We start from the raw sequence: 19,776 nt of genomic DNA on the forward strand, positions 1-19,776 counted from the left end.
GCTACGAGCGAAAGGCCGAACACTTCCTGGCCTTCACAGCCATCGCCTGCAGCCTCATCTGCTACCGCAGACTCACCAAATGAGACCACGTCTTAGAGACCCCCCACCTTCGTCCGGTCGGTCTGCTACCCGTCCTCTGAAATGGCAGTGAAGTGGCAACCGTATGGCGTACCAACGCCCTTCCCGACCAGCCACGTTGGAAGTCACCTGACCGACTGCACGAAGTATCGCGCCCGCCCGTGGGCGCTGCTGCTGTGCGCCCGATCCGCAAAGGAACTCACCTCGCATGACCACCGACACGGACGACTCCCGTCCTCAGGACCGGGACCCCCAGGACCTTCGCCTGGTGGTGCTTCTCCTCGCCCTGGTGGTAGGGCTGCTGATCACCGGTGCGGCCGTTTACCTCACCCGCGAGCATCCGAGTCTCGCGCAGCCCCTGGGCGTAGGCGCCGCCGTCATAAGCGCGCTCGCCGCCATCGCCGGCATCGTCGCCCGCGCCATACGGCGATGATGACGAGTAGGGGGCCCCGCGTGTCGGGTCCGACACGACTTATCGCAGCGTTGCTGTGCGCGGACAGTGCGGTGACCTCGCCGGGCGAGCTCACGCTGCGGCAGGAGTTCGTCGTCGAGCCGGACGAAGCCGTGCAGAGCCGAGGGCACGAGGACACCGGAGGGACCGGCGATCCTCTCGGCGGCTCGCCGACACATGAGGTGATACGAGCCGGTGTAGAGGTGGCGGGCGGGGGTGCGGCGGTCCACTGCAAGCTTGGCGGCCGATCAGGGCACGATGACGATCACGCGCGCTGCTGTCTCGTTGCTGAAGGTCGACGACACGGCTTCTTGCCGGGGTTGGAGCGTGGGGTGCGCCGCGGGCGTGCTGCGCCCCGGGATGAGGGCCCGCCAGTCCCAGGGACCGTGCCCCGTGGCCGGCGGCCCCTGGGCGGGCGATGAGGTGAAGGGGATCAGGCGGCCAGCGCTACGCGGGCCAGGTAGTCGTCGGCTGCGTCGGCGCCGAGGTGCTGCCGGACGGCGTCGCTGCGGTTCCAGACCAGCGGGCCTTCCTCGAGCTCGAGGCGCTCGACCTCGGCGTAGACCTCCGCGAGGCTGTGGCTCTGCTTGAAGCGGTGGCCGATCTTCGCTTCCAGGTCGCGGTAGCGGGCGGGCAGCGGCAGGCCGAGGGCCCAGCACAGACGGGCGGCGCGCACGAGGACGTCGAAGGGGGCCAGGTTGTGCCGGGGGTTTTAGACTGACCATTGACCAACAAGGCGGGCAACGCCTGGCACTGCGTCAAGTCTGGGGCACACAGGGCTGGAGGTAGAGCTCGGCTCACTCCCCAGGGGAGACGAACCTCTTTCTCGAACACCAGAGAGGCACAGGGCTGGGGGAGGTCGACCGCGGACTGGTGCAGCTGACCCGCACTGGGGCCCTGGAGGGGCTGCGCGGTGTCGCACTTGGCCAGTCCCCCGGCTTCGGCCAGGATGCCGGTGATTCAACCCTGGGGGATGGGGAATCGCCGACGTACTGCGCGGCCGGCTAACGCGCCTGGGCGTTCTTGTTCTCCGCGGACTCCCTTCCGGACACGGCCTGCATCCTCCGACCATCCCGCTCGGCACTCAGGCCAGGATCGACACCGCCGAGGGAGCCATGACGGTTCAGCCAGCCGGCACCTGATCGTCGACCGCCCTACTCAGCGTGGAAGGCCCATGTGGCCGGTAATTGATAGGCCTGTCAATCACCGTGTGTAGTCACCGCGGGGAGCATCGGCTCCAGATGCCGCCAGCTTCGGTGACCAGGCGGGGAGCGGTCTTGCCGTAATACCGAGTGCCTTCGTGATAATGGGGGCCAAGGCTTGGAGGACGAGCTGACGGATCGCGGAGTCCCTGCCGCGCTGCGGCGGGACGCCAATCTCGCATCCTGTATCGCAACTACTCACGCCTGCAACCGCTGCCCGTCGGCAGTCACCAGGGGGGAAGACCACAGCATGCTCCATCCGAACGTCCTCGGGGACTGGCAGGAGTACGACGAAGACTTCACAGGCCTCCGCGTCCGAGTACACAGCTTCAAGAAGGGCGACGTTCCCAAGAGAGGCCGTGACGACGACGCGAAGGGCCTGACGTACTTCAGCTTCCAGGTCACCGTCGAGAACCGCGCCGAGGAATACTTCGACGTCCGCCTCTGCGACAACGAGGTGCAGATACGTGCAGGCAAAGACGGCCACAGCGCCTTCCTCGACGAGTACGGCTCGGCCTGGATCAGGAACTTCCGGCTCTACCCGCTCCGCCGGGCCTCGGCCACCATCTTCGCCGCCGCCCCTGCCAACCACCTCAAGACCATCGATATCCAGATCGCCATGCAATTCGATAATGAAGGCACGGACCCGTGCGTGTGGGTCGGCAGCGATGGCATCCCCGAATCCACCGGCCGGGCCACGGTGAAGAAGACCCGCGACAAGGGCATCGCGGACGAGGTCAGCAAGTTCCTTGAGCAGGGAGGAACCGATGTCTGACCTCACAGCACGCCGCGCCATCTATATGCGCGAGGCCATTGCCGAAGCTGAGAAGAAGGGGTCCTTTCCCGAACCCGTCTGCCAGGCGCTCCTCGGAGTCCTCGACCTGTACGACGCTGCAATCGACCAGGCACGACGAGACGACTCGTCCCTGCAAGCCTGGGCGATGAACTTCCGGCTCGAAGGCTTCACCATGCCCAACGAGAGCGGAATCCGAACTCTGCTCCCCGGTCTTGCTGCCGCCATCAACCAGCTCATCCAGGCCTTCCCGAATGACGTGGACGAACATCTGCCCCATCTACACAGCGTTCCCGGGGATGTGCAGCAGTGAGCGCGACCAAGGACAGCGGGCCGAGCGTCAACTTCCCGCCCGTGCTCAACGGGCTCGACTTCCTGGAGAGCACCGTTGACCTGCTCGCCGTGAAGGGAGACGTCCCGCCCAGGAACTTGAAGTACGCCGTGGTGCACTTGGCGTCCGCCGCGGAGACGCTGTTCAAGGCCCGGCTCGCTATGAAGAAGCCGGCTCTGGTGTGGGCCAAGCCCAACACCTACGACCCAGGCAACCATGCACGCGGAGACTTCCAGAGCTGCGGTTGGCAGGACGCCCGCAAGCGCGTCATCGCGGAGTTCGACCTCGATACAGAGCTGTTGGCACCACGACACTTCAAGGCTCTCGCCCAGATGCGCAACCGCTTCGCGCACCTCGGAGTCACCGACACCGCCCTCGCAGTGGAAGTGCTCACGACCCCGGTGCTCGACAACCTGCTCACCTTCGTACGCGAGGACCTGCTCCCCCAGGTGGAAGGGGAAGAGCTCACACTCGCTGAGGACGCCGTGGAGCGCATCCGCCCTGGCCTTGGCCGCATCCGACGTCTTGTAGACCTGCGCATGGAGTCGGCGCGGAAACTGCTGGGCAAGTGGTCCACTATCCTCCCTTGCCCCATCTGCGCAGCGGTCGCAGTGCCCTTGGATGGCAGCGCCGATCTGACTTGCGTGGTCTGCGAATCTCACTTGGGACCGCCGACCGAAGCAGTCTGGGCTTACGCGGACACCTCGGAGCACGAGATCGTCACCGGCGGTGGCCCGTCCCCGGTGCACAAATGCGGTGAGTGTGGTAGAGAGGCCGTGACAGATGTCCCCACCGATGGCGACGGCAGCGACGCCAGGCTGCTCTGCCTCTTCTGTGGCATCGAATGTGTGGGACTCTGTGGCTACTGCGAGGTTGCGGTTGCCAGCTTCGCCATCCCTGAAACGCACATGTGCAGCGACTGCTTTGAGTACCGATATCAGCGCTACTGACCCCGTAAGGGGCTGGTTGGGGTGGTGCACGGTGTGCGAGTCTCCTACGGCGCCGCCCCAGGTGGGACCCGATGGCTGTCAGGGCATTCGCCAGCCGCCTTCGCCGGCCCCTGGGCCCCCGCGCCCGCAGTACCGCGGTCAGGAAGTATTGGGCCGGAGTCATGCGCGCCGGACGGCACCGCGGCTCGTGTGGCTGGAGCCAGGCCTGTTGCTCGCGGCCGGGGGAAATTGGCGGTGATACGGCGGCCCGCCCGGCAGAATCGGGTGATTGACACGCCCTTGGGGGAGCTATGCAGGAACTCCGCTTCGACGACGATATTCGGTTCACCGCGTCGGTCAGCAGCGACCAGACGTGGCTGCACCGTGCGCTGGGAGCCCACGAGCTGCGTGTTCAGCTCGCTATCGGGGTGTCGACCTTCACCGAGGCCGGGAAAATCCTCGCCCTGGAAGCGGACCTGTTCGGCTTCGAGGCGACGGGGCAACGCTCCCGGCTCGCCCGGACCACAGCGAACCTGGCGTACACCCCGACGATCACCGTCCATCGCGTCAACCTGTCCTTCCCGCTGACCTCGTTGCAGGTCCACGCGATCGAGGCGGGCCGCACCGACGACGCACGGTTCGAGATCGACCTAGACGCGACCCTGCCGCAGGCGCCCGGCTACCCGGGGAGCGCCCAGGACACGGCGCACATCACCATCGCCAAGAGCCGATGGGAACGGCAGCTCGCGCAGCTTGGGCCGTCTGCGGCGTTCGAGATGGCGGTGCCGTACCCGATCGGCGATCCGGAGCGGGACGAGGTCGGCCGGACGCTGCGAGAGGCACAGCGGCTACTGACCGTGGGCGAGGTCCGGGCGTCGATCCTAGAGGTCAGGCGGGCGCTGGAGTGGGTCCGGGAGAACGTCACCTGGAACAACCCCGGATCGAGGAAGCAAGCCAGCCAGTGCAACCAGACCGAGCGGTGGTGGCGGATCCAGGACGCCCTGTACAGCCAGACCTGCGGCGCCCTGCACAACGATGCGGTCACCAAGACCTTCCAGTACGACCGGGCCGAGGCGGAGACGCTCCTGGCGATGACCTCCGCACTGCTGCGGAACGTGCCCATCACCATCGCGTGACGGGGCGGCACGGAGCTCGCCCCGCGATCGAAACAAGGACCGCATGACAATCGAGCACAACGGCATTGCAGGCCCCTACTTCGAGTACGACGGACTGCCCGCCCTGCACGCAGTGGATAAGGATCTGCCGCTGATCCATCCGTACGCCCCAGTGGCGCCCGGCCGCTACATCACGCCCGGCGGCGGACGGCTCACCGTCCGCCCGGCCGAGATGGGCGCCCACACCCGGATCACGCTGGATCACCTGGGCTGTCCAGCCCAGCTCACCGACGAGAAGAACGCCGCCTTTAAGCGGCTCGCCCTGGCCGCCGAGGGGTACTGCGTCCAGGCTGGGTGCCGACACCATGCCGCACACTCGGACGGGGTGCTGCGCATCTTCGAGGTGCGAAACGGGAGCATCGCGCTCGCCGCGTTCGTGCGCGCCGCGCTCGCGGTCGAGCTGGGCGACTTCACGCCCTCGGACCGGCTCTTGCAGGAGACCGAAGCACTGGCCGGGCCTGTCCGCCGGGAGGACGGAGGGGACAAGTTCAGCGGCGGCTAGTCTGTATACGAGCGCGCATACCGGCCTCGGGTACGAGTTGGCGGATCACGGAGGTCCTGCCGCGTTGTGCGGCGGGACGCCGATCTCCCATAGGTGGACTTGAAGGCTGACCGGTGTCATCGGCTGTCTGGAGAGTGATGACAGATGGGTGGGGGCCGCCTCGTTCTAGGTTCTACTCTCCCGGTCTGCTCCAATGCTGGACAACGAGTGACTGTCCGAACAGCTCACCGACGTCCGGGAAAATCCGAGCGACCCTTGAATTTCTCGGCAGCCCGGATCAAGAAATCCAACTTCTCCCGAGCCGGTTCTTCGCGGTCAGCCAGGAGCATTGCCTCGGCGAACCCGTAGGCGTAGCCGATCATGATGTTGGCCGGGGCTGAGGATTCCTCCTTACGGGCGCACAGGAAGTCGAACCACTGGTCGAGTTCATCCTTCAAGGGGCCACTGTGCAGTTCGCTCGTTGGGGGCGTACGCAGCGGTGTCTGGCCGATGTCGATCCGTTCGGCCGCGTCCTCCTCGTCCACGCACACGGAACCGATCCCGCGGCAGTCGTCGCATTGATCCCAGTGGAGTTCGCCATCGGTTCCGACGACTTGCACGGATCCGTCCCCCCGGCAGTCGCTGCACGTGAACTCGTACTCGCCTGCGACCAGTGCCATCTGACTGCGCCTCCCCCGCAAACCGTGTTACAGCACCGGTGATCCTACGCGGATGCCGCTTCTCCGGACTCGAGAATGGGAGACTCTGGCGACCACCAGCGATGAACCGGTCGGCACACCGCAAGCGACGCTGGTGGCCAGGTCGAGAGCTGGGAGGAGCTGCGGCATGCCGTCGAAGAGCCTGGCGGCGTTCTCCGCATCTTCATGTGGCTTGTGCATGCTCTGGAGCAGGCCGGCCGCCTCGGCGTTCATGTCCGTGCCAGCATCAGTCGTCGCCTCAACGGTCTCGGAACTCGCCCACCTGCCCGCCGATATCCCCGGTGAGCAGCACGCCGTCACTCCTTGGACTCGACGTCGGCGATCAGGACGAGGTCTGCGGGGAGTGGCGGCCCTCCTTCCCACGCTGGTCGGCCGGGTCAGGCAAGGCCATCACGGCGGCCCGCAGGAGCACGGCCGTCCGGGCCAACGAGGCACGCGAGACCCTTGTCTCCCGCAATCTGCCGGATTCCCCCCAGGCGGCGACCCCGGAGAGCATAGGATCTCGAAAATATCGATCACGGGCCGCGCAGCCCGGGGGACTCCTTCCCGGAGAAGAGGGCGCCGCGGCCCCGTCTGCGGGGGAATCTGTGTACTTGGCGCATCTTCGGGTCGAGAACTTCCGGGTCTTCGGAGCTGCGGCCCAGAGCGAGGGCGAGACGGACGCGTCGCTGGACCTGTCGTTCACGGCCGGGACGAACGTGCTAGTCGGCGAGAACGACAGCGGGAAGACGGCGATCATCGACGCGATCCGCTTGTGCCTGCAGACCGCAGCGACGGACTACTACCGGGTCTCCCAGGACGACTTCCACCTCGGGACGGACGGGCGGGCGGAGACCTTCACCATCGTGTGCGGGTTCACCGCCCTGTCGACCGAGGAGCAGGCGGTCTTCCTGGAATTGCTCACCCACGACCGCGGCGGCGCCGCCTGGCTTTGTGTGACGTTCAAGGCCCAGCGGATGGACCCGGTCCGGAACCGGGTCTCGGTCACCACCCGGACCGGACCGGACGGCAACGGCCCCGCCCTGGACGGCGCCGCACGCGAACTCCTGCGTGCCACCTACCTGCGCCCCCTTCGCGACGCGGAGGCGGAACTGCGCTCGGGCCGCGGATCACGGCTGTCCCAGATCCTCGCCGGCTACCCGGCGATGAAGGACCAGGGCATTGATGACTACGACCCCGAGGGCGACGACCCTCCGTCCACTCTGGTGGGGATCCTGCGCCGCGCCGAGCACGACATCCGATGCAACGATGCCGTCTCTGATGTGAGCCAGGACATCAACTCGGCTTACCTGCAGCGGTTCGCCATCGGCGACGACGTAGTGCGCGCCAAGATCAGCGTCGCCACCGACGCGACGCTGGCCCGCGCGCTGGAACGGCTCGAACTGAACCTCTTCGCTGAGTCCGACGAGTGGACACGCCGCGGGCTCGGCTACAACAATGCCTTGTTCATGGCAGCGGAGCTCCTCCTGCTGGGCAAGAGCGAACTGGCACCCCTGCTGCTGATCGAGGAGCCCGAGGCGCACCTCCACCCCCAGCTCCAGAGCCGGATCATGGACCTGCTCCGCGACAAGGCCCAGGGGCCGCAGGAAGGTGGCAGGGCCCCGGTCCAGGTCATCCTCACCACCCACAGCCCCAACCTCGCCTCGTCGACGTCCGTCGAGTGTCTGACCCTCGTCGTTGGGGGCCGCACCTTTCCGCTGCGGCGCGGTATCACGCGCCTGACCGGCGAGGACTACGCGTTCCTGACCCGGTTTCTGGACGTCACCAAGGCCAATATGTTCTTCGCTCGAGGCCTGGCGATGGTCGAGGGCGACGCCGAGGCGATCTTCCTGCCCGCTCTCGCCGCCGCCCTGGGCGTGCCCTTCAACGAGCACGGCGTCAGCGTGGTCAACGTCGGCCACGTCGGCCTGTTCCGGTACAGCCGCGTCTTCCAGCGCTCCGGCGAGCAGATACCCGTCCCCGTCGCCTGCATCCGCGACCGCGACCTCGTCCCCGCCGGCACCTCGGCGGAGATGCGCGGCGGCCTTAAGTGCTGGGACGAGATGACGGCGCCTGAGATCGCCGCGCACGTCGCGGACCTCGCCAGCGACGACGACGGGCCAGTGAAGACGTTCGTGTCGAACTGGTGGACGTTGGAGTACGACCTCGCTGTCACCTCCTGGACCATGGCCAGGCTGATGCACCGCGCGGTCAAGCTCGCATCCGTTGCAGAACGGTCCTGGCCGGACGCCGCCAAGACCGATCAGGTCATTGCACGGGCCGACAAGGACGTAGACGAGTGGGCAGACCAGCACCTCACTCTGAAACAGGCGGCCCTGCAGATCTACAGACCGCTCAAGCTCAACAGCGCCAGCAAGTCGATCACCGCGCAGTTCGCCGCGCAGCTCCTCGCCTCCACCTCGCTCACGGAGAGCGACGTCCCACCCTATCTCGTTGAAGCGTTCAAGCACCTGTGCGGCGAGGTGGCCGCGTGATCGGCACGTACCTGCCCGATGCCTTCGCCGCCCACAAAGTGGAGGCCATGGTGAAGCTTCTCGGGCTCGGCCCGCTCGACGCCGAGCAGTGGGATTTCTTGCAGAGCGAGACCACACAGGACCTCCAGGCCGCCCCGGGGTCGGGCAAGACCACCTTGATCGGGCTCAAGCTCGCGCTCATGGCCGACGCGTGGACCGCCGTGACGTGCGGGGTGTGCGTGCTGTCCCACACCAACACAGCCAAGAACGAGATCGCTGACCGGGTGGCCTCCCTCGCCGCGGGGCGGAGCCTGCTGCGCTACCCGCACTTCATCGGCACCATCCAGTCCTTCGTGCACACCTTCCTAGCGCTGCCGGCCGTGCGGGCCAAGGGCGTCGAGGTCCGGTCCGTCGACGACGCGGCCTTCGAGACCGCAGCAATCCGGCTCCTGCAGCACCCCAACTACTCCACCTTGCGCAGCTACGTGGAACGTCAGCGCGACGGCACCGGTATCGTCAGCGGGGCGACGTTCACCTACAAGGACGGCGAACTCGTGGTCACCGGCGCGACCAGGGAACCCCCCTTCCGCGCTGAGACAACCAGCGGCAAGCAGTTGTCCAGCCTCAAGTGGACGCTGGCCCGTCGAGGCGTCTTCCGCTACCAGGACATGTACGCCATCGCCAAGCAGTACCTCGCTGAGCACCCCGGCATCGTCCCGGCCGTCTCCGCGCGCTTCCCGTTCGTTCTCCTCGACGAGATGCAGGACACCAGCGCCACCCAGCACGAACTGCTAGATCTCGTCTTCGCCTCCTCGCCCACCGTGGTGCAGCGAGTAGGCGACACCAATCAGGGCATCTACAGTGACGCCGATGCCGTGAGCGAACCTGCCTCGTTCCCACTGTCTGGGGCCGCGGAGCTGCCAGTCAGCCGCCGCTTCGGACCGCAGATCGCCGCAGTGGCCAGCCGCCTGGCCGTCCGTCGCCCCCAGCAAGTCCACGGAGCCGGTCCCGACGGCCAGGTGGCGGTATTGCTGTTCGACGAGGCCACAGCGACCGACGTTGTGCCGACCTTCGAACGCATGGCCGCCGTGATCGTCCCCGAGGACATCCTCCTCAGGCGTCCCCCGCGTGTGCTGGGCGCGCGGCAGGGCCGGGGAGGCTCCCAAGCCTACCCGCAGTCGATCTCATGCTACGTGCCCGGCTACACCCCGCCCGGCCGCCCGACGGCCCACCGCGTCCTGATCGACGCGGCCCGCGCGGCAGGGACCCAGTGGAGGTCCGGCGCAGACAGCCACGAAGCGGCCACCGAATTGTGGAACGCCCTGCGCGCGTCCTTCACGCCCCTGACCGGCGAAGGGCTACCGGCGCTGGGCCGCCTTGAGAGGTCTGCGGCGACCCCGGGCGGCAAGGTACGGATACTGCTGCGCGAACTCCTCACCCACGGAGCCACGTTCAACGAGGCAAGCTGGGGCATGATCACCGAGCAGCTCACCGTCCAGATGAAACTGCTCGCCGACGGGCCGCTGAAGGCCGTCGGCCTGGAGTTCACCCCCGCGGCCGAGGTTGCCGCAGCAATGGGCGGCGTCCCCAGGAGCTCCGCCGCCGTGCCGGCGGTGCGGTCCGTACCCGGGACCATCCAGAGCGCGAAGGGCGAGACCCACGCGGCGACGCTGATCCTGGAGTGCCTTGAGAAGACCGGCAAGAAGTTCGATGTGACCGAGGCGCTCCGCATGGTCGCGGAGGGGAGCGACCCCCAGCGGGAGCTGAAGAGTGTCCAGGCCGCTGTGCAGCTCGTCTTTGTCGGGGCGACGCGCCCCACCCACCTGCTGGTGCTCGCCGCCCACCGAGACCGCGGCCAGCGATACGCGAAGGTGATGATCGACTCGGGCTGGGACGTCCGGGACCTCACCGAGCACTGACCCCTGCATCCGTCCCGGCGGTATCGCCCCGCCCCCTGGCTGGAGGGCGTCTCCGTCACCCAAAAGGAGCTTGGCGTCGCCGCATGATCGCCGTCCTGCCGCGTCATCCGGTCTCAGCGCTGTGGAGGCGGTGGCGCCGAGCGCTGTCGCAGCACCCGGACTGTGCCGCCTCTGGCGCCGGAAGTGGTCTTGAGGTTGTCGTTCTCCACCTCCAGGACGTGGATGATGCGGACGAATCGCTGGACGTCCTCGCGTAGTTCGTTGCGCTCTCGGCGGGCCTTCTTCAATGCTTCCGCGAGTTCGTCGCGCTCCTGCTGGAGCCGCTCGGTGTCCTTCGGGCGAATGTTCTGGGCTCGCACCAGGGCATAGAACAGACCCTTGAGGCCGGTGTGCTTCTGCGTGAGCTTGTTGCGCCTCAAGCCCGCCTCCTCGGCGAGCGACTTGATCGGCAACTGGCCGTCGGACCGCAAGGGCACTCCGGTCAGCAGCCGGACCGTCGCATCGGTGATCGCCTGGATCTCATCGGTGTCGTCCGGCCACTGGGCCCGTGCGGCTTCGGCGGCGGGGCCGAGCGCCGAGGCGATGATCTCCGTCAGCTGCCCGGACGGTGCCTGGACCGTGGCGTCCTCGCACTCTTCGGCGGGTGCTGGGGAATCGGTCACTGGCCGTCCTCCGTCCTCGGCTCAGGAACGATGCAGGTGGCCTCGTGCTCGTTGATGATCGACTCCAGTTTCTGGTCGCGCTGACGGAGTCGCTGGGCCACCGGAATGGGGTTGAGGCCGTCGGCGAGCTCTTCGGTGATGGCCTGCCGTTCCGCCTTGGCCCGCTCGATGTGAGTGTCGGTCCGGGAGATGTTCGCGCAGGCCATGTCACACCGGCTGAAGCTGGGCGTGCGCTGTCCGGCGCCGCGGCCCCGGTCCGGGTCGCAGAGTGCCTTGAACGGGTCATGGTTGCAGGTCAGCAGCGATTCGGGATGCTCATAGACGCGGAGGGTGGGGTCGGCTTTGATGGCCCGGTGCTGCCGTTTGGTCATGAACCCGCCTTCGTAGCGGACCTGGAACTCGCGGGCGGCAGCAACGTAGCGGGTGGCGGCCGGGCCGCTGATGCCTTCCCCGGACGTCACGCGTTCATTGGCGGTGCATTTCAGCGGACGATCGACAGGCTGCGCTTCATAGGGGCCGCCGGCCGTCGAGCCTCACCATCGAAGGTGGTGAAAGTAAGTCCGAACAGGAGCCGGTTCATCTCTTCACTGGTGAGCCCGAGCTCGGTCGCCACGGACGAGGGACGAACATTCTTCGAACGCAGTGCAGCGAAGACCTTCGTCAGCACCTGCGACGTTTCCCGTTGGTCCATGCCCTGCGGTTCGCCGGACCGGTACCCCAAACGGCTCAGCTCGGCGCACGTAGCCCGGTACTGCCAGTCGGAGAGCAGGCCTAGGTCATGCATGCGGTAGGTCAGGGCCATAGCGGAGACGTTCCAGATCTGCTTGCCACGGAGGATCTGGTCGACATGCGCACCCGACGGCATGTGCCCGAGAACGCTCGCTCGAGGCATCAGGAACGCGGAGGCGAAGTCGTTCGCTTGCCGTTCGGCCTCGGGTCCCGAGCACGCATGCTCGCTGCCATGCATGACGAGATGACCCAGTTCGTGCGCTGCGTCGAAGCGGCCCCGCTCGGCTGACTTGAGCGTGTTGAGGAACACAAACGGGACGCCGTCGCGCCATACCGCAAATGCGTCGACCTCAGCGTGATCGGGATCCAAAGAGAACACCCGAACCCCGTGCGCCTCCAGAAGGTGCACCATGTTGGGCGCTGGCGCCTCTCCCAGATTCCAGCGTGTTCGGACCATGCTGGCGGCTGTCTCTGGGTCCGGTTTGCCCAGTGAGGGCACGCTCGCCGCAGGGAGGCGGAATCTTTCGTCGATCCAGTCGTACAGCATTGCGCCCAGCGTGCCCGCAGCCCGAGCAGCTTCGAGGACTCTCGCTGACGTCTTGCTGCGAGCCCGCCAGGAGATGCCTTCGGCAGGGAGCTCGTCCAGAGCAGGGCCTTCGAAGAAGGTTGCAGGAAACTCCAGTGCTGAGGCGATCTTGTCGAGAGTGTCAGGACGGGGCGCGGTGCGTCCCGTCTCGTAGTTCGACAGACTCTGCAGTGAGACCCCGGCCCGGTCCGACAAATCAGCGAGGGTAAGGCCCCTGCGCTTACGGGCCAGGGTGATACGGGACGGGGTCACCATGTGGGGCTACCTCAGATATTGGTGGTGCAGGGTGGGGCGACGGGCTCGCGGCCCCACCAATGGGCATCAGCGGAAGTCGACGGCGATGTCGATCTCTCCAGGCCCATCATCGTTCAAGGGTTCGATTCCGTCCATGATCAGGGCCGGAAGCGGAATCCGCCTCCCCCATTCTTCTACAAAACCGTTCTCGAACCTCTTTGGCTGTGACAGCTCGCAGTCGATCCGCACCGTGTCGCCGACCTGGACACGGCAGGACAGCAGGAACCACGTTTTCAGTGCGCATGCTTCTTCTTCGCTCAGCGCTACCCCGTTAGGGCCAGCTCCGGCTGCGAACAGGGCTGTCTGGACGTTCGGAGCACCCTCGCCGGCGTTGGCGCGAGCGACCATGTCGGTAGCAGGTCCGCGTCGGCGCGCGTTCTTGGGGAACAGGCTTGCCTGTCCCGTAGCAGCGTCGCCGACCATCACGCCCATCGCGACTGACCGATCTGGACTGCAGACAAGTTCGAGGCGGCCGTGAACGAGTCGGGCCCATCCTCCCTGCTCGATATGCAGCTCACGGATGGTGCGCACGTGCGCCTCGTAAGCCCGTCGTCCGGCCGTTCCGGTTGGGTCGTTGGGGACGGCAGTGCGCCTCGCCGCCTCACCTGCGCGCAGTACGTTGTGCAGGAACTCCAGCCTGGTCCCCATACCGCCCAACTGGGCGTGCACGTCATCGGGTTCAGGGAACGGCTTCACGAGGGGCAGGGCCAAGGAGACCTCCAGGAGGCGACAGTAGTCTTATAAGGACTCTACCTCAAATGCGGGCCGAGTTTTATAAGGATCACTGTTCGTGTCCCGGCGCGCGCCCGTTGCGGCACGGACCTGTCACCCGCAGGCGCCTGCTGGGCCGCCAGACCGTCGATACCGTCACCGTCCGCCTCGCCACGGGACTGGTCGGTCAACGCAGATGAAGGAACACACGAGATCGAACCGACCGGCGGGGATCTGTCTTCAAAAGCTCCTGAAGGGGAGGCTCGTCCGCGTGCATCGCCATGTATTGACGCACCAGTGCGTTCCGGTCCCCGGCGAGAACCCGCCCGGTGACGGCGTCAGCATCCTCGGCCTCGCACCACAGACCCGCCGCCAGAAGTCGGATCATGTGATCAGAGTGGATAGCCAGGGAGGCCGGATCCAGGTGCACGTCCTGCCAGCGCAGTTGGAAGAGGGCGCGAATGAGCGTCTCCCTGGCCCCTTCATGGGTTTGGAGGATTTCGAGTGCGCACCCAGAGACGTCGGCGGACTGCTGGCCCGGGCGTGCGAGGCAGGCAGCGGCGAGGAGACCGTCCGGTCGTAGCGTTGTCGGTCCGAAGTTGAAGCGAATGCGGTCGAAAGGCTCGTTGGGAAGATCGTCATCTGCGCTGCCGTCGTGGTGACCACGGGCGAAGTCCATGGCCGTCATGAAGTGGCGGGCGCGTATGTCGTGGTCGAGCTGAGGGGCCAGGGCCGCGAGGGCGTGCAGGGCCTCTCGCCGTTGGAAGGCTGCATCTTCGCGGCGGAGTGCGTAGGCGACGAGGCTGTCAGACAAGGTTTCGCGTTCAGGCAGTTCTACGGCGGCGGCCAGCAGAGCCAGTGTGCTCAGGTCCTTGCGTGGGTACTCCTGGGGGTCGCTGCCCGGAGGAGGAAGAGGCAGTTGGCTTCGGGCCGCCGGCGCGGCTTCCGTGATGTTGGTCTCGATGAGGATGAGGGCGAGAGCAGCATTGGTGTTGCCTTCGCGGGCCAGCGGTGTGCACTGTTCGGCCACGATGTCTGGGGCTAGCGCCAAGGCGGCGACACCTCGATTGAATATCGAGGCTGCGAGGTGGTCTGCGCACAGCAGTGCTCGGCACATGGAGCGGATGGCAGGCCCACGCAGTGCAGGGTGGGTGGACGCGATCACGGTGAGGGCTTGCATGTGCTCCCGGTCGGTCCTGCGGTGGGTGCCAGGCTGACGGTCCAGGAGGGGGTCGGAGCAGGAAAGGAAGCGTTGTGCCTGATCTCGGGTGGAGGCGCTGAGCAGGGCAGCCACTGCGCCGAATGCGCTGTGGACGGCACTTCTGGTGCGGGGCGGGGCGGGGCGGTTCATTTCAATTTCTGCCAGCGCTGTGTCGAGCCATAGTCTGGCCTGGTCGTCGGGCAGAAGGTCCGCTGTCGCTGCCGCCGCGCGGAAGGCGCTCACCCGGTACCAGTCGGCCGCTTTGATCAAATCCTTCTCAGGCGGCAGGTCCATGGGCTTATCTGGCAAGGCCTTGGCGGCGGTCGCCAACTCGTCCACGTCGCCAGCAGCGAGGTGGTGGAGCAGAGCCTGTTCGGGCTGCTCCGCCTTCTGGTGCAAGAGTCCGAGAAGGTGCTCGGCCTCCTGTTCTCCAGACCAGTCTGCGGTCGCTGTCGAGCGCGAACGGTAGGCGCCGACGGCTTGGGCGGCGTCAGCAAGACGTCCCTTCTGCATACGGGACAGCGCCCTCTCCCTGAGGCGCACGCCGGTGGGCAGGACACTGCCGCCGCCCCCAGCGGCTCGAAGAGTGAGGATCCGGCGATAGCCCTCATTCATGCTCCAGGGCTGGGTCAAACCGAAACGAACGCGGATGAGGTCCTGAGTTTGGAGCCAGTTGACGACGTCATCGATGGCGCCTTCCTCAGTGGCGAGGGCAATTGCGTCGGCGTATCGAGAGAGGGCGGCGGTTGCCTTCTGCCGCTGGACAAGATGCCGGCCGTGCCGGGCCATGAGCAGTGCGGCAAGCTTAGGCGGCCAGGTGGTGCGGATGGTGTACTGCAGGTCTTCCCAGGGTTCTCCGACGCCAGCGTCCGCCAGACAAGCGCGCAGTCGGGCGTGTTCCTGGGAGCCCGCGCGGGCCGCTCGGGCGACGACTTCGAACCGTTCGGCGCGATCGGTGATGAAGGAGAGCCGGCCTTCGGCGACTGCGTGTTCAGCGAACATCACGAATGCTGAAACAAGTCCCGGGTCGCCTTCCTGGAGTGCGTCGACAACATATGCAACCTCATCCAGGCTGATGTCGTGATCGTGCTCGTACGAGGCGAGCGCACCCAGCGCCTCCATTCCGCGGACGAGCGGCTCAGGCGCCTCTACATCCGCTGCCTCCAGCCGTCGCACCGCGGAGAGCGCCAGTCCGGGTTCTCCGGTCTCCAATTCCCAGGCCATGACCTGCAGGTCAACTGCCACGGCTGCGGCAGTGTCCTGGGTGTCGTGCAGAGCTGATGCCTGGTCGCGGCGGATCTGCAGTGCGTGTGCGACGAAGCCTGCAGCTTCCAGGGCATCGGCCAGGCGCTGAAACTCGTCTGCGGCTTGAGCGGGTTGCTCCTTGCGAAGGTCGCGGGCCGCTTCCAGTTCCTCCTGCAGACCGAGATGGTGTACCGGTCCCCGAACCATCGCGTCGGACGCAATGGCAGCCGTCTCGGAGACGACGCTCGACTGTTCAGGCGAACTACAGAACAGGCGTGCGGTCTCGGTGCCGAAGAAGCGGGCGACGATACGTGGATGCTTCTCTAGCTCGTCGGACAGCTGTTGCCTGCCCCACAGCTCGATCGTGAGCTCCGGGTTCGCCTCTCGCAGTTCATGGAGCTTGTCGTCAATCTTTGTGTCACTGACGTCGGCTGTCGTCATCACGACGAGGTGCGCGGACCCGAAGGGCCGACTTCCCTTAGTGAAAACCTTGACCGCTTTGGCCAGACTGGCAGCGGTGAACTTCTTGTAGTCTTTGGCCTGGTAGACGCGCGCCTTCTCGCCCTCGAAGAAGCCGACAACGTCGATACCTTGCTGTTTTTGGCCGCGTCGGCCGTAGACGCGCGCTTCGAACGCACCCTCGACCTCACGCACGATCGCGGCCACGAGATGCTCGAACGACTCCCATGCCAGGTACTCAGTCGGCAGCGTCAGCGGCGCCGTTGTCGGAAGCACTCTCGCCACCTCAGGTGGCGGGCCCGAGAGCTTGTGGCTGTCATCGAGGGGCTCCCAGTCAGACTCACCGACGCTCACGTACCTGGCCTTGGGCATCGTGCACCTCCTGCAACGCGTCTCCATACCAGCCGAGGACGGAAGGCCATTGTGCAGGGAAGGCGCACGCCTCGACGCAAAAGGGCAGCTCTGTGGAAGGCATCGCATCGTCTCGCGGCGACCTAGAAGGGGGCGGAGTTGATCAGCTGGAAGCGGATGGCCAGGGACTTCTTAACCGGCCAGTAGGCGAGCACTCCGGCGGGAATCGCGCGGGTTCAACGGATTCCTGGACGCCAACGAGGCGAACCCACGTGCGGCTAGAGGTTCAGCGACTGCCGTGAGCCGGGTTCATCGGGCTGTGAAGCGAGATCACCTGGCCGTGCGGCCTGTGACGCGCAGGACGAGGGCGATGAGCGAGGCGAGCCGTAGGAACAGGTAGTCGGCTGCCGCCTCAGTGGGGAGGTCTTCCTGGTCGTGCTCGTGGTGTCGAATGGTGAAGGTGTTGCCGGCCTTCGTCAGCGCCTGGAACTCCGTGTTCAGGAGATCGCGGAACAACTCCGAGCCGGATGCGGTGTGCGCGACCAGCTGGGCAGCGGACGGCTTCTTGAGCGCGCCACCGCCAAGTTCGAGAGTCTTGAGTCGCTCAAAGGCATCCCAGAGCTTCTCAAGGGCGTCCCGCCGATCGACCGGGTTCCGGGACAGGAAACGGGCCATAGCGTCGTTGAGCTTGTCGTCGAGCTTGGAGTCTCCGGTCGAGGGCCTGAGGTCGGAGATCAACGGGCGTGCCTCAGGCGGTCCGATCCGCTGAATGCGCAGGTCGTCACCGAGGGTGAAGGCGATCCCGTTCCTGGCGAGGAGCAGGTCGATGTCGTGCTTGAACTGAGCCTTCCCTGAGCTCAGTCCACCACCAGAGTGCGCTTCGTGCCGTTGGTCCTCAAACGAGAGGTGAGCGTGTCCGAAATAGCTGTGGGATGTGCGAACCGGCTGGTCGATGTGAAGGGCGACAAAGTCGATGACATCCAGTGCGGTAGTGGTGTCCGGCGCCTTATCCGGGTCGAGTGGAGACCGAGTCGGCTCGGTGGTGGGGGCCATTGACGGCCAGCCGAAGCTGTCGGGCTCTGTTTCCTGCTCTTCGCCAGTGATTGCATGGGGCTCGAGCAACCCAGGAACGTAGGCTCTGAGGGATCGGAGAAACATCTCCTCATCCGTGCCGGTGATGGTGTTGCGGCCAGGGTCGTCCGGACAGCCGTACTGGGGGAAGGCCCGCGCGAGCGCGCCATCGTTGATCCGCTGCAGAATCAAGTCGGTCAGGCCAGCCCATGCCTCGGTTGAGATGATCTCGCTGGTTCGCGGCTTGCCCCGCCCTGCACGATCAGAGTAGAAGACGCTTTCGGTCACGGGACTCAGCCTGACAGCGGACTGAGTAGTTCTCCAACTGGGTTTCAGGCGGGGCGGCTGCTGTGCCCGGTTTCAAGGGACACACATGTCACGGCCGGTGAGTGACGGTGAGGCCGTCGAGTCGCCGGTACATGACCGGACAGTCGATGGCGCGGGTGGCCTCGGTCGATAGGTAGCGACCGGCGTACGTAGCGGAGTCTCTCCTCGGTGTCGTCGTGGCCGCCGGAGGCGACGGTCTTCATCCCGGTGTTCATGCCGTAGGCGTAGATCACCAGGAGCATGGGGTGTGTATGCGGGCTGAACAGGGCGCTGGCCAAGCAAGTCAGCGTCTGTGCGGGCCCCTCCCGCGGCGGGCCGTGGGCAAGCGGGTGTGAATGTGCTTCCGGTGCAGGAGCGGATTAAAGAGCTCCCAGTCAGCCCTAGCAAGGTCAGGGGCGGTGCGAATGGCGGCGTGTTGCGGGCAGCGCTGGGAGCGCCAGCGCAGTTGCTCTGCGTAGGACAGGGCGGAAAGGCTGTAGACGGCCATGTTCTCGAAGAGCAGGCTCAATTGGCCGCTTGTCTCAGCAACGGCAGCCAGGATCCACTGCCCGCCGGGAAGCTCATCAGCAAGGACAGGACGACTGCACCGCTGCCGGCGCAGGGTCTGGGCGATGCACTGGATCTGTTCGACAGGACGGGCAGCGAGGTAGCGAACGTAGAGGATTTGCACGATGGGCCTGGCCGGGCGACAGACGGGCCCGGCAGACGTGCGGCTGTCAGCGATAGGCGAAGGCGGAATGAACATCCCTGTGTCGATGAGGCGGCGAGTGCGGACAGCCATCGCTCGCCGCAGCTCGTCAAGCTCGGGCGCTTCCGGCACGGCAGACTGTGCAGGGCACAGCAAGGTGTGGGACAGGCGACACCAGTGGCTGCCATCGCCCGCGGGATGGGCCACGCCGGAGCTAACGTGCCAGCGGCAGGCGACCGGCACCGTGTTGACTGGCAACTCGTGCGGGTGCAGCCGTACCGCACTGTTATCGCTGCAGTGATACCACTCGATTCGGTTGCCACACTCGCGGCACCAATCGCCTTGTCCGCAGCGCAGGAGCCGACTGCCTCCGTCAGCATCAACGCGCAGGTAGCGGCGCGCACGACGATGCGCCGGACTACCGTCCCAATGCCGGCCGGAGTGAGGGAATGAGGAGCACATGCGGGCGAATGTGCCAGCCACCACGCCGTAACTGTGGGACCGGCACCGAGGAATCGCCCGGCCAGCCCCTATTGGGGCTACATGTGTACGAACAGACGGTTGAAAGTTCGGCTCCCAGTGCTCAGTTCGAGTGATTCCGTAACCGCAGCACGCTGCATTTCAGCCAGGCAGGTCATGGCCGTGACACAGCGGGCCGAACAGGTCGTCCAGCGGCGTGTTCAGCGCGTGGGCCAAGGCGTGCCATGTTTTGAGACTGCCCACGGTGCGCCCTTGCTCGATCTCGATGACCGTTCGCCTAGCCAGGCCGCTTCGAGCTGCGAGCTCGTCATAACTCCAACCGTGCTCAGCACGCAGGCGCGCGAGCCTTAGGGGTCCTTGCAGAATGATCCTCTTGTGGCACGGTGGAGGTGCATGTGATTCCGTGTTTTGTGGGGTGTGACCATGGCGCGGCGAAAGCCG

General features: G+C 66.2%; 18 protein-coding genes and 1 pseudogene. 9 read left to right on the forward strand and 10 right to left on the reverse strand.

All coding sequences use genetic code 11. The features are described from left to right. The first annotated feature begins 286 nt into the window (after nucleotides 1–286). Nucleotides 287–511 carry a hypothetical protein gene (locus tag ACWGJM_RS47575; protein ID WP_453418030.1) on the forward strand — a complete coding sequence of 75 codons (225 nt, stop codon included), beginning with the start codon at nucleotides 287–289 and terminating at the stop codon, nucleotides 509–511. Nucleotides 512–962: 451 nt separating this feature from the next. Here the strand turns inward: ACWGJM_RS47575 and ACWGJM_RS47580 are convergent, their stop codons facing one another. After that, the gene (locus tag ACWGJM_RS47580; protein ID WP_453418031.1) at nucleotides 963–1,205 is read right to left on the reverse strand and encodes a hypothetical protein; all 243 of its coding nucleotides are present in this window, start codon (nucleotides 1,203–1,205) and stop codon (nucleotides 963–965) included. Nucleotides 1,206–1,360: 155 nt separating this feature from the next. Between ACWGJM_RS47580 and ACWGJM_RS47585 the strand changes: the two are divergent. From ACWGJM_RS47585 to ACWGJM_RS47610, 6 genes and pseudogenes are all read left to right on the forward strand, one after another. Next, nucleotides 1,361–1,537, forward strand: a pseudogene (locus ACWGJM_RS47585) (hypothetical protein); the annotation flags it as partial. A gap of 312 nt (nucleotides 1,538–1,849) precedes the next feature. Beyond that, nucleotides 1,850–2,506 carry a hypothetical protein gene (locus tag ACWGJM_RS47590; RefSeq protein WP_453418032.1) on the forward strand — a complete coding sequence of 219 codons (657 nt, stop codon included), beginning with the start codon at nucleotides 1,850–1,852 and terminating at the stop codon, nucleotides 2,504–2,506. After that, a complete protein-coding gene (locus ACWGJM_RS47595) occupies nucleotides 2,499–2,837 on the forward strand; it encodes a hypothetical protein (protein ID WP_133923529.1) in 339 nt (112 codons plus the stop codon). Before ACWGJM_RS47590 ends, ACWGJM_RS47595 begins: the two co-directional genes overlap by 8 nt. Further along, nucleotides 2,834–3,805, forward strand: coding sequence for a hypothetical protein (locus tag ACWGJM_RS47600; protein ID WP_453418033.1), 972 nt, complete (start codon nucleotides 2,834–2,836; stop codon nucleotides 3,803–3,805). The genes ACWGJM_RS47595 and ACWGJM_RS47600 overlap by 4 nt, the downstream gene beginning before the upstream one ends. Before the next feature lie 290 nt (nucleotides 3,806–4,095). Then, nucleotides 4,096–4,920: a hypothetical protein gene (locus ACWGJM_RS47605; RefSeq protein ID WP_453418034.1), complete on the forward strand. Its 825-nt coding sequence runs from the start codon at nucleotides 4,096–4,098 to the stop codon at nucleotides 4,918–4,920. 43 nt (nucleotides 4,921–4,963) lie between these two features. Then, complete coding sequence (locus ACWGJM_RS47610; protein WP_133923532.1) at nucleotides 4,964–5,461, forward strand: DUF6420 family protein; 498 nt, start codon at nucleotides 4,964–4,966, stop codon at nucleotides 5,459–5,461. Between the two features lie 224 nt (nucleotides 5,462–5,685). Here ACWGJM_RS47610 and ACWGJM_RS47615 read toward each other — a convergent pair whose 3' ends face one another. Continuing rightward, nucleotides 5,686–6,120 (reverse strand): hypothetical protein, encoded by a 435-nt coding sequence (locus tag ACWGJM_RS47615; protein WP_453418035.1) that lies wholly within the window; start codon nucleotides 6,118–6,120, stop codon nucleotides 5,686–5,688. Between the two features lie 632 nt (nucleotides 6,121–6,752). Here ACWGJM_RS47615 and ACWGJM_RS47620 point away from each other — a divergent pair. Together ACWGJM_RS47620 and ACWGJM_RS47625 are read left to right on the forward strand one after the other, a co-directional pair. Next, nucleotides 6,753–8,633, forward strand: coding sequence for an ATP-dependent nuclease (locus ACWGJM_RS47620; RefSeq protein WP_453418036.1), 1,881 nt, complete (start codon nucleotides 6,753–6,755; stop codon nucleotides 8,631–8,633). After that, complete coding sequence (locus ACWGJM_RS47625; protein ID WP_453418037.1) at nucleotides 8,630–10,531, forward strand: UvrD-helicase domain-containing protein; 1,902 nt, start codon at nucleotides 8,630–8,632, stop codon at nucleotides 10,529–10,531. Before ACWGJM_RS47620 ends, ACWGJM_RS47625 begins: the two co-directional genes overlap by 4 nt. Nucleotides 10,532–10,644: 113 nt before the next feature. On the opposite strand, the gene ACWGJM_RS47630 is transcribed toward ACWGJM_RS47625, so the two are convergent. The 8 genes from ACWGJM_RS47630 to ACWGJM_RS47665 all read right to left on the reverse strand — a co-directional run bounded on the left by ACWGJM_RS47630 (nucleotide 10,645) and on the right by ACWGJM_RS47665 (nucleotide 19,704). Continuing rightward, a complete protein-coding gene (locus ACWGJM_RS47630) occupies nucleotides 10,645–11,193 on the reverse strand; it encodes a hypothetical protein (RefSeq protein WP_453418038.1) in 549 nt (182 codons plus the stop codon). Next, a complete protein-coding gene (locus ACWGJM_RS47635; RefSeq protein WP_133923536.1) occupies nucleotides 11,190–11,654 on the reverse strand; it encodes a hypothetical protein in 465 nt (154 codons plus the stop codon). Before ACWGJM_RS47635 ends, ACWGJM_RS47630 begins: the two co-directional genes overlap by 4 nt. A gap of 20 nt (nucleotides 11,655–11,674) precedes the next feature. Further along, a complete protein-coding gene (locus tag ACWGJM_RS47640) occupies nucleotides 11,675–12,763 on the reverse strand; it encodes an XRE family transcriptional regulator (protein WP_133923537.1) in 1,089 nt (362 codons plus the stop codon). A gap of 66 nt (nucleotides 12,764–12,829) precedes the next feature. Further along, the gene (locus tag ACWGJM_RS47645; protein WP_453418039.1) at nucleotides 12,830–13,513 is read right to left on the reverse strand and encodes a hypothetical protein; all 684 of its coding nucleotides are present in this window, start codon (nucleotides 13,511–13,513) and stop codon (nucleotides 12,830–12,832) included. A gap of 187 nt (nucleotides 13,514–13,700) precedes the next feature. Next, complete coding sequence (locus tag ACWGJM_RS47650) at nucleotides 13,701–16,790, reverse strand: hypothetical protein (RefSeq protein WP_453418040.1); 3,090 nt, start codon at nucleotides 16,788–16,790, stop codon at nucleotides 13,701–13,703. A gap of 309 nt (nucleotides 16,791–17,099) precedes the next feature. After that, nucleotides 17,100–18,128: a hypothetical protein gene (locus ACWGJM_RS47655; RefSeq protein WP_453418041.1), complete on the reverse strand. Its 1,029-nt coding sequence runs from the start codon at nucleotides 18,126–18,128 to the stop codon at nucleotides 17,100–17,102. A gap of 322 nt (nucleotides 18,129–18,450) precedes the next feature. After that, nucleotides 18,451–19,317 (reverse strand): DUF6083 domain-containing protein, encoded by an 867-nt coding sequence (locus ACWGJM_RS47660; RefSeq protein ID WP_453418042.1) that lies wholly within the window; start codon nucleotides 19,315–19,317, stop codon nucleotides 18,451–18,453. Between the two features lie 159 nt (nucleotides 19,318–19,476). Further along, a complete protein-coding gene (locus ACWGJM_RS47665; protein WP_453418043.1) occupies nucleotides 19,477–19,704 on the reverse strand; it encodes a helix-turn-helix transcriptional regulator in 228 nt (75 codons plus the stop codon). Between the last annotated feature and the right edge of the window lie 72 nt (nucleotides 19,705–19,776).

The organism is Streptomyces sp. NPDC054834, from assembly GCF_053611185.1.